Source organism: Thalassolituus sp. UBA2009 (genome assembly GCF_002335285.1).
Lineage (GTDB): Bacteria > Pseudomonadota > Gammaproteobacteria > Pseudomonadales > Oceanobacteraceae > Venatoribacter > Venatoribacter alkanivorans.
Genome location: NZ_DDCJ01000124.1, coordinates 1 through 13631, shown reverse-complemented (window position 1 = coordinate 13631; position 13631 = coordinate 1). Strand labels below are relative to the sequence as shown.

The following is a 13631-nucleotide window of genomic DNA, read 5'->3' as shown; positions in this document are numbered from 1 at the left end:
ACGGTTTTCTGCGCCTCTGGGGCCGCCGCAGAAACCGCAGAGATGTCTGGTCTGTCGGCAGGGATGCGGACAAGTGGCTCTGGCCATGGATGGCCGATGAGGCACGAGGCCAGTAAATATCAAGGTTTCAAGGGTAACGGCCCAGAAAGCGCGAAGCTGGGGTCGGCCCGCCGGCAAGGGGATAAGTTCCCCTGCGAGGCAGCAGACCTTGATGTTAAAACATGCTGTTTTTGTCAGCTATGGTGCTGATTAAAAACTGTGGGACAGCAGTGGGGCTGATGCCCCGTTTTTTATCAGAAGAATAAACCCGCTTCTAACTGGGCTTCTTCGGTCATCATGTCACGGCTCCACGGCGGGTCGAACACCAGTTCAACCTCAACGCTTTCCACATTCGGTACTTTGGCCACACGGTATTTAACATCGGAAATCAGCACCGGTCCCATACCGCAGGTTGGCGCGGTTAAGGTCATACGGATTTTTACCGCGTTATTGTCGATATCGATACCGTAAATCAAACCCAGATCGAGCAGGTTGATCGGAATTTCCGGATCATAAATGGTGCGCAGCGCCTGACGGATCTGATCTTCATGCACCAGACCGTCGCTGCGTTGTTCAAATTCAATATCTTCGGCTTCAAGACCCAGAGCCGCGGCATCGGTACCATCAACACGCAGCATATTGCCGTTCAGTGTCACGGTGTAATTGCCGCCCAGCGCCTGATTAATGGTAACAAAGCTGCCGGCCGGAATGGTGGTTGGCGTACCGGATGGCACCATACGGGCGGGGCAGGTGGCGTGCGCCACGACCATTCTTCTTTCCACATTGACTCCTGTATGAAGCTACTGCGCTCGTGACGCTTCATGAATATTGCTATTGCCGCGATATCTTCAACAAATTTCAGCAGCTTCGGTTAAACCGAAAATGATTCACCGCAGCCGCAGAGATCTTTGGCATTCGGATTGTTGAACTTAATGGTGCTGTTCAATCCTTCTTTGCTGAAATCAATTTCAGTGCCGCGCACATAAGGTGCAGCATCGGCGGCAATAAACAGCAGAATATCGTCGGCCACCTGAATGGTCTGATCACCGTCATGAGCCTGTTCGACAAATTCGATATCGTATTTAAAGCCGGAACAACCGCTTTTTTTTACACCCAGACGGATGCCTTTCATCGCCGGATTTTTCGCCAGCTGTTTGCGGATATGGCTGATAGCCGCTTCCGTCATACTGGCGCTGGCAACCGCATTTGGGTCGTAGGTGGCCGGTTGTACATTTGGATCAAAGGTTTCGGTGCTCATTGTCCTTCCATCCTCAGAGTAAAAACAGTTTGGCTTTTTCCAGGCCTTTAAACAGTGCGTCCACTTCTTCCAGCGTATTGTAGAAGGTGAAAGACGCCCGCACGGTGCCGGGAACTTTAAATTGCTCCATCACCGGCATGGCGCAGTGATGGCCGGTACGTACCGCAATACCCTGCTGGTCGAGCAGGGTGCCGACGTCGGCAGGATGCGCACCTTCAAGAATAAAGCTGAATACCGAGGCCTTGTTGGCGGCATTACCGATAATGCGGATGCCACCCATTTCTGCGGCCAGCTCGTTGGCGCGCGCCAGCAGCGCATCTTCATGGGCTGCCAGAGCTTTGCGGTCGAGGGTATTTAAATAATCAATGGCGGCTGCCATACCAATGGCACCGGCAATATTTGGCGTACCGGCTTCGAATTTATACGGCAGAACGTTATAGGTGGTTTTGCTGAAGCTGACGTGCTCAATCATTTCACCACCGCCCTGATAAGGAGGCATGGCATTGAGCAGAGCTTCTTTGCCATAGAGTACGCCGATGCCGGTCGGGCCAAAGAGTTTATGGCCGGAGAAGGCGTAAAAATCGGCGTCAAGCGCCTGCACGTCGATATCCCAGTGAGCAACGGCCTGCGCACCATCGATCAGCACTTTACTGCCGTTGGCATGGGCCAGAGCAATAATATCGGCTACCGGATTAATGGTTCCGAGGGCATTGGATACGTGTACAACCGAAACCAGTTTGACTGCGGGAGTCAGCAGGGTTTTAAAGGCGGCTATATCCAGCTCGCCGTTTTCCAGTACCGGAATCGGCAGTAATTCGGCGCCACTTTGCTCGCACAGCATCTGCCAGGGCACGATATTGGAGTGGTGTTCCATACCAGAGACCAGAATACGGTCGCCGCTTTTAATATTGCTTCGGCCCCAGGTGGCGGCTACCAGATTAATGGCTTCGGTGGTGCCGCGGGTCCAGACAATTTCTTCCGCTTTGGCCGCATTTAAAAAGCGCTGTACGGTTTTACGCGCATTTTCAAAATATTCAGTCGCGCGGTCACTCAGGGTATGAGCACCACGGTGAACATTGGAGTTATCGTGCTCGTAATAACGGCTCAGCGCATTGATAACCGCTTTCGGTTTTTGCGTGGTGGCACCGTTATCCAGATAAATCAGCGGCTTGCAGTTCACTTCCTGATGCAGGGCAGGGAACTGTTCGCGGATACTGTTTAATTGTTCCGGGCTGATTGTGCTCATGCGTTTTCTCCGCTGAGACCGGCGGTTTCATTTTCCAGCAGATGACGGCTTAACGACTGATCGCGGCCAAAACGGTGCGCCAGTAACGGACGCAATACCAGCGCGATGTCTTCGTGCGGAAGAGCTTCGAGTAATTCGTTAATAAAGCCAAAGCTGAGCATGACTTCAGCTTCTTTTTTGCTGATGCCGCGGCTCTGCATATAGAACATGGCTTTTTCTTCCAGCTGAGCAACGGTCGCACCGTGGGCGCATTTTACGTCGTCGGCGTAGATTTCCAGTTCCGGCTTGGTGTAAATCTCGGCGGTGTTGGTCAGCAGCAGGTTTTTATTGCTTAACTCGGCCAGTGTTTTCTGCGCCTGCGGATGAATATGAATACGGCCATTAAATACAGCACGGGCTTTGTCATTCATAATGCCGCGGAATACTTCGTTGCTGGTGCAGTGCGGCACTTTGTGTTCAATACAGGTGTGGAAATCCAGCAATTGCTGGTTCTGCGGAATATACACGCCGTTCAGCTCGCAGTGCGAACCTCCAACATTGTGATTAACCACAATATCGTTACGGGTCAGGCGGGTGCCCAGGCCCAGATGAAAAGCGTTGTACTGGCTGTCACGTTCCAGATCAACATGAGTGCTGCCGATGTGCAGGGCATCTTCCTGCATTAATTGCAGACGGTAATGTTGCAGACGGGCGTTATCGCCAATCACCAGCTCGGTCAGGGCGTTGGTAAAACTGTTCTGCGGCTGTTCATCGGAAGCATAATGCTCAACCAGCGTTGCTTCGGCACCGCTCTCCAGTACCATTAACAGACGGCTGGTGATGCTGAAAGGCTGCGGATTATTACTGCTCAGCCAGCTGATCTGCAGTGGCTGTTCGAGGCGCTGGTTTTTGCCGACGTGAATCAGTACGCCATCGTTCAGGGCGGCATTATTCAGGTCATTAAATAAATGCGCGCTGCCGCTGTTACTGCTGCTGGCCTGCGCTACTACGCTGCCCAGATGCTGGCTGATTAATGCCTGTTGCTCTGCATCTGTCTGGCTGAACAGGGTAACCTGTTGCAACGCCAGAGCATCGGATAATTCGCTGCTTAACCGGCCATTAATAAATACCAGTCGTGCTGCTTTTAAATTGCCCAGAGTTGCCACTTCACGCAGCCCGGCGGTTAATTCCGACTGGCTGGCAGTACGCTGAAAATCACCGGTCAGCAGGTTATGCAGCGAGGTGTATTTCCAGGCTTCGGTTTTACGGTTGGGCACAGACGCTGCGGCAAAGGCTTGTTGGCCGGCTGCATTCAGGGCAGCCAGCAGCGGGTTGCGGGCCTGCTCTGTGGCCAGCGCCAGCTGTTGTGCGTGAAACTGTTCTGCCATGTTACGCCGCTCCGTTGTCTGCGCTTTCCAGCCAGCCGTAGCCTTTTTCTTCCAGCTCCAGTGCCAGCTCTTTACCACCGGATTTAACGATGCGGCCGTTGGCCAGTACGTGAACGTAATCCGGTACGATGTAGTCGAGCAGACGCTGATAGTGGGTCACCACAATAAAGCTGCGGTTGGCATCGCGCATAGCATTCACACCTTCGGCTACCACCTGCAGTGCGTCGATATCCAGACCGGAGTCGGTTTCATCGAGAATGCACAGGGACGGTTCGAGCAGCATCATCTGCATCAGTTCATTACGTTTTTTCTCGCCGCCGGAGAAGCCTTCGTTCACACCACGCTTAAGGAAGCTCAGGTCGAGGTTAACGGCTTTGCATTTTTCCCGCGCCAGTTTTAAAAACTGCACGGAATCCAGTGCAGGCTTACCCTGATGAGCGCGTACGGCATCAACAGAGGCTTTTAAAAATTCGAGGTTGGAGACACCGGGAATTTCTACCGGATACTGGAACGCCAGAAACAAACCTTCACGGGCACGTTCTTCCGGCTCCATCTCAAGAATATCTTTACCGTTCAGGGTGACACTGCCGTCGGTCACTTCATAACCATCACGACCTGCCAGAACGTTGCCCAGAGTACTTTTACCGGCACCGTTCGGACCCATGATGGCGTGCACTTCACCGGGCTTAATCTCCAGGTTCAGACCTTTGAGAATGTTTTTGTCTTCTACGTTGGCGTGCAGGTTTTTAATGCTGATCATGGTTAGCAGTACCTTTTTTCAGTCTGTCATCCGCGCAGTGGCAGATAAATTTCAATTTTTTAGTCCCGGTTAAGTCTGGCCTTAATCAGCCGACAGAACCTTCCAGTGACACTTCCAGTAACTTGCCGGCTTCCACCGCAAATTCCATCGGCAGCTCTTTGAATACCTCTTTACAGAAACCGTTAACGATCATGGACACGGCTTTCTCGGTATCAATGCCGCGCTGACGGCAGAGGAATAACTGGTCGTCGCTGACGGTTGAGGTGGTGGCTTCGTGCTCCACGACCGCAGAAGGATGTTTGCTTTCGATATAAGGGAAAGTATGGGCGCCACACTGATCACCGATTAACAGCGAGTCACACTGGGTGTAGTTACGCGCACCGGCGGCGGTCGGATTCATACGTACCAGACCGCGGTAGGCATTCTGACTTTTACCGGCAGAGATACCCTTGGAAATAATGGTTGAGCGGGTGTTTTTACCCAGATGAATCATCTTGGTGCCGGTATCGGCCTGCTGGTAATTGTTGGTTAACGCCACGGAATAAAATTCGCCGACCGAGTTATCGCCTTTTAATACACAGCTTGGGTATTTCCAGGTCACGGCAGAACCGGTCTCTACCTGAGTCCAGCTGACTTTGGCATTGGTATGGGCAACGGCACGCTTGGTTACGAAGTTGTAAATACCGCCTTTGCCTTCTTTATCGCCGGGATACCAGTTTTGCACGGTGCTGTATTTAATTTCGGAGTTGTCCAGCGCGATCAGTTCAACCACCGCCGCATGCAGCTGATTTTCATCGCGCATTGGTGCGGTACAGCCTTCGAGGTAGCTCACGTGGGAACCTTCGTCGGCAATAATTAAGGTACGTTCAAACTGGCCGGTTTTGGCTTCATTAATACGGAAGTAAGTGGACAACTCCATCGGGCAGCGTACACCTTTAGGGATGTACACGAAGGAGCCGTCAGAAAATACGGCGGAGTTCAGCGCTGCGTAAAAATTGTCACGCTGTGGCACCACGGTGCCGAGGTACTTTTTAACCAGCTCCGGATGCTCGTGTACGGCTTCGGAAATCGGCATAAAAATAACACCGGCTTCGGCCAGTTTTGCGCGGAAGGTGGTGGCAACGGATACCGAGTCGAATACGGCATCGACGGCAATGCCGGCCAGTGCCATCTGCTCATGCAGTGGGATACCCAGCTTTTCGTAGGTACGCAGCAGTTCAGGGTCGACTTCGTCGAGGCTTTTCGGCTTGTCAGCCATGCTTTTCGGCGCGGAATAATAAGACAGCGCCTGGAAATCGACTTCCGGGTAGTGCACGTGCGCCCAGGTTGGCTCAGCCATTTCCTGCCAGGCACGGAAGGCTTTTAAACGCCATTCGGTCATCCACTCGGGTTCACCTTTTTTGGCGGAAATAAAACGCACCACATCTTCGCTCAGGCCCGGTGCAATGGTGTCTGACTCGATGTCGGTAACAAAGCCGGCCTGGTAGTCATTACCAATGCGGCGTTCGATTTCAGCGTTGCTGCTCATAGTGAACTCTCTCGTATGGATGCGGCCCGATCTGCCTGCGGTTCCGCTCAGTGAAACCGCTGTGCGCCGGACCCGCGTCTGGCGTTTACCCTGATGTTCATCCACTCCGTCCCGGGGGATGTCTGACGTGCGGTGCGCTCTTGGCGCCATATTCTAACGCAGATCAGGGTAATAGCAGAGTAATTCAGTCGGGTATATTAATCAATACCGTATTGGTATGCTTTAATGGATGCGCGCATTCTAGCAAAGCGGATGAATTCTGACCAATCGCGACATATTCTCGTTTGGCCAGACCTTTAACTACTGATCAGACAGGGCAGGTGTATGCTGAAAATAAGTAAGCTGACCGATTATGGCGTGGTCGTCCTGAACGAGCTGGCACAGGCCGGCGCGGTTAAGCTGTCGACCGACGACATTACCGGCCTGACCGGGCTGGCACTGCCCACGGTGCGTAAAGTGATGAAAGCCCTGGTCGACAGTGGTCTGGTAAGCGCCCAGCGCGGTGCGCGCGGTGGCTACCGCCTGGCGCGGGCGCCGGGGCAGATCCGTATGCTGGATGTGGTGCAGGCCTTTGAAGGCCCGGTTGCCCTGACCGAATGCGCGGCCGACGATCATCAGTGTGACATCACCGCCAGTTGCTCACTGTCATCTAACTGGGGCGGCATCAATCAGCTGATTACTCAGGTGCTGGCACGGGTAACTTTACAGGACATCCGTAATCCGGAACGTCAGGAGCAGCTGGTGCGTGATGCGGTACCGCTGACTTCCTTTATTGAGTTGGTGAATCTGTCCTGATACAGGTCCTGCTGCCGACAATTTTCTGTCATCTTTTCTTATTAGAATCGCCGGAAATCTTTCAGGATGACCGACGATGCGCTTCTTACTCTTCTTTCTGACTTTCTGGCTGGCTCCTGCCCAGGCGCTTGAGTTACAGGCGATGGGAACTTATCGCCGTCTGCATAACGATGTGTATCTGGCGGCTGTTTACAGCGACCTGAACGACAGCCAGCAGTGGCTGAGCGCAGAGCAGCCATTGGCTCTGGAAATCCGTGTGCTGGCGGAGCGTATATCGCCGCGCCGTTTTTACCGGCTGTGGAATGAAGGGCTGGCCATCAATCTGAGTGAAGCGGAAATGAATGCGCGTTTGGAAGATATCAGCCGCTTTACCAATCTGCTGCAAGATGATTTGCGTGAAGGAGACCGGATGCTGATCAGTAATGAAAGCGGTCCCTGCCGTGTGCTGATCAATGATGTGGAAGTGCTGTTGATTGAGGATGGTAGTTTTGTGCGTCTGCTGCTGGCGGCCTGGATTGGCAAATTCCCGCAGTCTCCGGGATTCCGTGAAGACCTGCTGCGGATGAAAGCAGCGGAGCGCAGCGAGCTGAAAGCCAGTTGGGATGCCAGGCGGGTCAGGCCGGGGCGGGCAGAGGCCGTTGCGGGCTGGCTGAAACGTGACGCGGATCACGTTGCTCAGGCACAACCGGTCACAGCGGCGCGACCTGTCGCAGGCGGAAATGTAACGGTGGTGGCGCAAAATGTGGAGTCTAATGTACCAAAATTGTCACAACCTGCAGTAAAAACGTCGCCAGAGGTTACAGGGCAGGCGTCGCTGCCGGAGGTGTCGGAGCGGAAAAAACAGCCGGAAACGGCATCGGATCTGGCGGCCAGAACGGCAGAAAAACGTGAAAAAGAGCGTGCTCCGGCAGCAGCCGAACAGGCCCGTGAGAGGGCACAACTGATCGCCCGGCAGCAGGCTGAGATGCAGTATTACCGTGCCTTGCTACGACAGGCCAATAGTCAGGTTCAATACCCGGATCAAGCACTGAGAAAGCGGCTGGAAGGCACGGTGCGCGTGAGTTTGCAGCTGAACCGTTTCGGCGAATTATTGCTGGCGGATACCAGTGAAAGTTCGGCGGTCAGTCTGCTTGATCGGGCAGCCTTACGGGCCGCAAAAAAAGCCGCGCCATACCCTCCGGTGCCAGAGCTTCTGCAGGGTGAAAACTTTGAATTTGATATCCCTTTCCGCTTTGTTCTGGCCCGTAACTGATTTTATTTTTGTGATTAAAAACAAGGAATTAGGTCACACTTTGGGAGGTTGCAAAACCTTTCTCCGGTGGCGCAAAGGGTCGTTGAGTACTGTTGACTGCAAGCACATTATGCCTGTGTCTATTGAGTTGTATGAAAGCAGGAATAGAGGTTTTACCATGCGTAGTCTGCTTGCCGTTTTTGCTGCTCTAATTTGGTCGGTACATAGTCAGGCCGCTGAATTACAGGGCGTCGGTATTTTTCAGACGCTGAACAAGCCCTGGTTTTTGACCGCACTTTATACGACTGAAGTCAGTGCCGCCGATAAATCGGCCGTCACCGAAGCGCCGCAGCCGGAGCGTCTTGAGTTCAAGGTAGTGGAAGACAAAATCAGTGCTTACCGTTTCCGCCAGTTATGGCAGGAGGCCTTTGCCGTGGTTCATGGTGATGATATCTGGAACACCTATGCGGCCGATCTTGGTGTGTTCTTTGATCTGCTCAAGGGGCCGTTAAAAACCAATGATCATCTGATTATTGAGCAGAACAACGGCGCGGCGGTTGTCAGCCTCAATTATCGTGAGCATGCCCGTTTGTCGTCCGGTTTTCTGCCATTGCTGGTCAGTACCCTGACCGCGCGTATTGCCCCGATTCCGGAGCTGAAAGCCGGCTTGCTGGGTGAATTACCGGCGTCTGAAGCCAAGACTCTGTTGCTGAAGTATGATCGTGGCGAGCCTTCGCTGCGCCGTATTGCCGAAACTGCCCGCTGGTTACGCCGTAAAGAGCCGCAGGTCAGCGCTCAGGCATCGGTTGCAACCAATCTGCAGGCAGCCCGCGTCCCTACCCTCTGATATACTGCGCGCCGTTGTTAACGGCGGCGCTTCTTTGTGTTCGCCTGATATTGCTCTGGTATTGATCTGCTATTGCTCAAAAGGTGTGCATGACTCCCGACTATCTTGATCGTTTTGGTGGTATTGGCCGTTTGTACGGCGTTGCCGGTCTTCAGCGTCTGCACGCATCCCATGTCTGTGTGGTCGGCATTGGTGGTGTGGGTTCCTGGGCGGCGGAAGCGCTGGCGCGTTCCGGCGTAGGGGAAATCACCCTGATCGATATGGATGATATCTGCGTTACCAATACCAATCGCCAGATTCATGCGTTGGGCGGGGATATCGGCAAGCTGAAAGTCGAAGCCGTGGCCGAGCGTATCCGCCGTATTAATCCTGAGTGCAAAGTGCATGCGCTGATGGAATTTGTGACCGTCAATAATCAGCGGGAATTAATCCATAGCGGTATGGATTATGTGATTGATTGCATCGACAGCGTAAAAAACAAAGCAGCCCTTATTGCGCACTGTAAACGCAATAAAATCCGTATTGTTACCACTGGCGCTGCTGGTGGTCAGACTGACCCGACGCAGATTCAGGTCGCGGATTTAAATAAAACCTTTAATGACCCGCTGGCGCGTAAAGTACGTTCCTTGTTGCGGCGTGAATATAATTTTTCGCGTAATGCCGCGCGTAATTATTCTATTCCCTGTGTATTTTCCAGCGAGCAGCTGCAATACCCGCAGCCGGATGGCAGTGTCTGTCAGACCAAATCCTTTGACGGCGACAGCACGCGGCTGGATTGTTCATCGGGTTTTGGTTCGGCCACCATGGTGACCGGTACCTTTGGCTTTGTTGCCGCCGCACGGGTAGTGAAGCGCATTGCCGACGAGTCTGGCAAGAAGAGCTGAGGCGTTTTAACCGCTGCAGGCGGCGTTTTACAGCGCCGCACCATCAAACACCTCAGTGCGCAGGCTGAATGGGTCGATACCTTCAATACAGCCGATATTCACACGGTAATGGCCAGGCTTGCGCAAGGTCTGGTGAAACGTATAAATACCGCAATGGCGGCAGAAGTGATGTTTGGCGATACCGCTGGCAAATTCATAGGTGGCCAGAGCGTCATTCTGTACGTCGATGGTTATCTCATCCGCTGCCAGTACAAAGCTGGTCATTAAGGCGCCTTTACGGACGCAGATGGAGCAATTGCAACGCAGGCCTTCGCTTATTTCTTCATGGCTAAAAGAAAATTTTACAGCACCGCAGTGGCATGAGCCATTGTACAGTTTCACGATATTTTCTCCTTGTTAACATTCAAGCGCACTTCGGTCTCTTACTTCTTGAAAGGCCATAACATCTGCATTTAATAGATTAACAGTACTCTGAAAGGCTTCCTTTCTAACGTAGTTAACGCAGGCGCTTAAATAATTAGAATTATAACTTGCAATTCGTAAGCTATCGGAAAATGAAATAGTAGGTGAAAAGATTAGACTAGCGACCTAAATCCTTGCATTCATACTGATAAATATCCTTGTTGATTACATCAACCATTATTATCGGTTTATCTTCCATAATCATTTCGTAGTAACACATAGGCCCTTGAGCCCCACCAATTAACCTCTCTAATAAGCTATGATCATATCGGTATATATGCCCTGTTAGACGAATTGGTGTTAATAGTGATATAAGAATGTCTTTTTCTCCATCTTTATTGGTCCAAATTACCCCGAATAAGGCTAACTTTTCCAAATGATGTTTAAATGATGAGTTGTCAGCGTACTCAGAAGTTATGTTCAGATAAACAGGCTTCCCGTTATTCAGTTCACTAATTCTAAGCTCCCTTACTTCAAACTTTTCTTCAACTTTGTACATTGACGAGCAACCACAAAGAAGCGCCACAGCCATAACTGTGGCGAGTTGCTGGTTAATAAATTTGAACATAGGGTTCTACCCCGTTTTCATGGACGGTTAACCGGACATTCCGCCAGCCGGCACTCATTAACTTCGATGGTAATGTGTACCAGCTGATGAAAATCACTCAGCAGCGCTTTGTAATGATCGGTATGGCGCGGCTGATGGGTGACCAGCGAAATAATGGCGGCGTAATCGTTGCCGCTGACTTTCCAGATATGAATATCGGCCACCTGATTATCGCCATCCTGTTCGATGGTCTGACGGATGGCGCTGCGCTGGTCGTCGCTGATGCTGGCGTCGAGTAATACCGGTGCGCTTTGTTTAACCAGACCGATCGCCCAGCGTGAAATAATCACGGCACCGACAATTCCCATTAATGGATCAAGCCAGTTCAGACCCAGATATTTACCACCCAGCAAGGCGGCGATGGCCAGCACCGAGGTCATGGCATCGGCCAGTACGTGCAGGTAAGCCGCGCGTAAATTATGGTCATGGCTGCCGTCAGGCTGAGCATCCTGATGATCGTGATCGTGGTTATGATTATGGTGGTGATGATCGTGGCTATGATGATGGTCATGACCATGATGGTGATGATGGTCTTTCAGCAACAGCGCACTGACCAGATTAACCGCGAGACCGAGCAGGGCGACCAGAATTGCCTGATCGAACTGAATGGCGTGCGGCTCAAATACCCGTACCACCGATTCGACCAACATCACCAAAGCCACGACGGCCAGGGCCACAGCACTGGCAAAGCCACCGAGTACATTCACTTTGCCGGTGCCGAAACTGTACGCCGGATTATCCGCATGGCGACGAGCATAACGGTAAGCGAATAAAGTAATAAGAAAGGCGGCGACGTGGGTGCCCATATGCCAGCCATCGGCCAGCAGTGCCATGGAGCCGTACCAGGCGCCGGCGATAATTTCTGCCACCATGGTAACGGCGGTCAGAATCAGTACATAAAAGGTATTGCGCTCGCCATCCGGATTGCTGCCGCTGAAGTGGTGTGGGTGCTGCCAGTGGCTGATATTGTGCTCTGTCATTAAAACCCCTGTCATACATTTAGCATACGGCTTCCACTAAATTGGAACGCTATGCCCAGATTTCATGATGTATCGCGACAATCTTATCGCACTTAGCGGCAAAAAGGGCGTACCACAAAAATCCGGGGGTTAGTGTCCGCCTTTATGACAAACCACTATTGACACCATGGCCCGGTTAAAGAGAAGGTTCAGCCAATGAAAAAAACAAGCGACAGATTAACTGTCCTCTCTCAGTATTAAGCGCGCACCATAAAATAAGGAGTATAAGCGAGTGAAACGTCTGTTGTTGCTGATGGTGGCCCTTGGGTCAGTATTGATGAATCCTGCTCAGGTGAGTGCTGATGAAAACCCGGTAAATACAAGCCAGCCCCAGGTAAACCTGAGCGCCGATACAGTGCGCCAGCGCTTGTTCTTGCAGACTCTGGCCTATCGCAGCAGTGCTGAATTCAGCCTTTATTCTTTACAGCATGGTGATCGTAAATCCGCTCAGCGTCTGGATGCCGTACTGGCTGAAGGGCAGGCTCTGGCGAACGCTCTTAAAGCAACCTGGCCTGAGCTGGCGCCTGCCTGGCAAGACATGACTCAGTTCGTTGACAGCAACCGTGCCATTGCAGCAAAAGCGGAAGACGTTAGTTTTTCTATCCGCCTGAATGAAAACTACAGCAAACTTTATGCGGTGCTTGATGGCAGTATTCCTGATACCTCGGTACTGGATAATGAAACCCGGCGGATATTGAATATGCTCGATAGTCTTGAACATATGGTTTCAGCTTATCTGTTTTTTAATATCAATATTTTCGGTGGTCTGTCGGTGACGGATACCGGTATCGAACAACAGAATAAACTCTTTAAGGCGTTAACTGCCGAACTGGATGATGCGGAATTACGTACCCAGGTTGAGCGCAAGTGGGGCTTTTTGGAAAGTACTTTGCTGGCCTATAACGAACGCTCAGCCGTCTTTATTGTGACCCGTACCTGTGACTCTATTCGTGAGTTATTACTGAAGAAACTGCAGCCCGAAGACCGTGCTGAATCCTGAGTTAACAGCATAAAAAAAGCCGCAGTTGCGCACTATTGTCCCACAGTTTTTAATCAGCACCGCAGCTGACACAAACAGTATTTTTTAACATCCAGGTCCAATGCCTCGCAGGGGAACTTATCCCCTTGCCGGCGGGCTTTATACCTGACCGCCATGGATGGCGGAAATGCATGTTTTGCAGGAGCAAAAACAGGCCCAGCTTCGCGCTTTCTGGGCCGTGAGACTCCGGGCGTCCTGCCCTTCGCCCTTCGGGCCAGCCTGCGGCTGTTCAATTTTGTTCCCGACAAAATTGTCCATGGCCGGGCCGCTTTCGCATCTGACCGCCAGGGATGGCGGAAATGTCGGTTTGGCAGGAGCATTAACCGACCCTGCGGACAGACCAGACATATCTGCGGTTTCTGCGGCGGCCCCAGAGGCGCAGAAAACCGTCACCGCACTGCTGCTTTTCAGAGCAGGTAGCTGAACTGAAATTTCATGTCGAAAACGCTGTTTCCGTTGAAATACGGCTGAGCGGGTTGCTGTCACCGGCGATCGTGCGGCGCCAGACAAGCAGATGATTCTGCGGCCTTCAGAGCAAACCCCTGCCCC

At 52.1% G+C, this 13631-nt stretch carries 14 protein-coding genes; 5 read left to right on the top strand and 9 right to left on the bottom strand.

Features of this window, described 5'->3' with window-relative positions; all coding sequences use genetic code 11:
• Positions 1-293: 293 nt before the first annotated feature.
• The 6 genes from sufT to sufB form a co-directional block, all read right to left on the bottom strand.
• Positions 294-821, bottom strand: coding sequence for a putative Fe-S cluster assembly protein SufT (gene sufT / locus B3P58_RS15405; RefSeq protein WP_286718891.1), 528 nt, complete (start codon positions 819-821; stop codon positions 294-296).
• 89 nt (positions 822-910) lie between these two features.
• Positions 911-1297, bottom strand: coding sequence for a HesB/IscA family protein (locus B3P58_RS15400; RefSeq protein ID WP_230332511.1), 387 nt, complete (start codon positions 1295-1297; stop codon positions 911-913).
• Between the two features lie 13 nt (positions 1298-1310).
• Positions 1311-2543: an aminotransferase class V-fold PLP-dependent enzyme gene (locus B3P58_RS15395; RefSeq protein ID WP_286718890.1), complete on the bottom strand. Its 1233-nt coding sequence runs from the start codon at positions 2541-2543 to the stop codon at positions 1311-1313.
• Positions 2540-3910: a Fe-S cluster assembly protein SufD gene (gene sufD / locus B3P58_RS15390; RefSeq protein ID WP_286718888.1), complete on the bottom strand. Its 1371-nt coding sequence runs from the start codon at positions 3908-3910 to the stop codon at positions 2540-2542. The genes B3P58_RS15395 and sufD overlap by 4 nt, the downstream gene beginning before the upstream one ends.
• A gap of 1 nt (position 3911) precedes the next feature.
• The gene (sufC, locus tag B3P58_RS15385; protein WP_286718886.1) at positions 3912-4670 is read right to left on the bottom strand and encodes a Fe-S cluster assembly ATPase SufC; all 759 of its coding nucleotides are present in this window, start codon (positions 4668-4670) and stop codon (positions 3912-3914) included.
• An 85-nt stretch (positions 4671-4755) separates the two neighbouring features.
• Complete coding sequence (gene sufB / locus B3P58_RS15380; RefSeq protein ID WP_145470096.1) at positions 4756-6198, bottom strand: Fe-S cluster assembly protein SufB; 1443 nt, start codon at positions 6196-6198, stop codon at positions 4756-4758.
• Positions 6199-6522: 324 nt separating this feature from the next.
• On the opposite strand from sufB, the gene B3P58_RS15375 reads away from it, so the two are divergent.
• From B3P58_RS15375 to tcdA, 4 genes are all read left to right on the top strand, one after another.
• Positions 6523-6993: an SUF system Fe-S cluster assembly regulator gene (locus tag B3P58_RS15375; RefSeq protein WP_260996789.1), complete on the top strand. Its 471-nt coding sequence runs from the start codon at positions 6523-6525 to the stop codon at positions 6991-6993.
• Positions 6994-7069: 76 nt separating this feature from the next.
• Entirely contained in the window at positions 7070-8245 is a 1176-nt protein-coding gene (locus B3P58_RS15370; RefSeq protein WP_286718883.1) for a TonB family protein, read from the top strand.
• A 157-nt stretch (positions 8246-8402) separates the two neighbouring features.
• Positions 8403-9071: a hypothetical protein gene (locus tag B3P58_RS15365; protein WP_260996787.1), complete on the top strand. Its 669-nt coding sequence runs from the start codon at positions 8403-8405 to the stop codon at positions 9069-9071.
• Between the two features lie 89 nt (positions 9072-9160).
• Positions 9161-9955 (top strand): tRNA cyclic N6-threonylcarbamoyladenosine(37) synthase TcdA, encoded by a 795-nt coding sequence (gene tcdA / locus B3P58_RS15360; protein WP_260996786.1) that lies wholly within the window; start codon positions 9161-9163, stop codon positions 9953-9955.
• Positions 9956-9982: 27 nt separating this feature from the next.
• Here the strand turns inward: tcdA and B3P58_RS15355 are convergent, their stop codons facing one another.
• The 3 genes from B3P58_RS15355 to dmeF all read right to left on the bottom strand — a co-directional run bounded on the left by B3P58_RS15355 (position 9983) and on the right by dmeF (position 12004).
• Entirely contained in the window at positions 9983-10336 is a 354-nt protein-coding gene (locus B3P58_RS15355) for a GFA family protein (RefSeq protein ID WP_414716583.1), read from the bottom strand.
• A gap of 199 nt (positions 10337-10535) precedes the next feature.
• On the bottom strand, positions 10536-10985 hold the full coding sequence (locus tag B3P58_RS15350; protein WP_286718880.1) for a hypothetical protein: 450 nt from the start codon (positions 10983-10985) through the stop codon (positions 10536-10538).
• A gap of 17 nt (positions 10986-11002) precedes the next feature.
• The gene (gene dmeF, locus B3P58_RS15345) at positions 11003-12004 is read right to left on the bottom strand and encodes a CDF family Co(II)/Ni(II) efflux transporter DmeF (protein WP_286718878.1); all 1002 of its coding nucleotides are present in this window, start codon (positions 12002-12004) and stop codon (positions 11003-11005) included.
• Between the two features lie 271 nt (positions 12005-12275).
• Here dmeF and B3P58_RS15340 point away from each other — a divergent pair, with 271 nt between their 5' ends.
• Positions 12276-13043, top strand: coding sequence for a hypothetical protein (locus B3P58_RS15340; RefSeq protein ID WP_286718876.1), 768 nt, complete (start codon positions 12276-12278; stop codon positions 13041-13043).
• Positions 13044-13631: the final 588 nt, after the last annotated feature.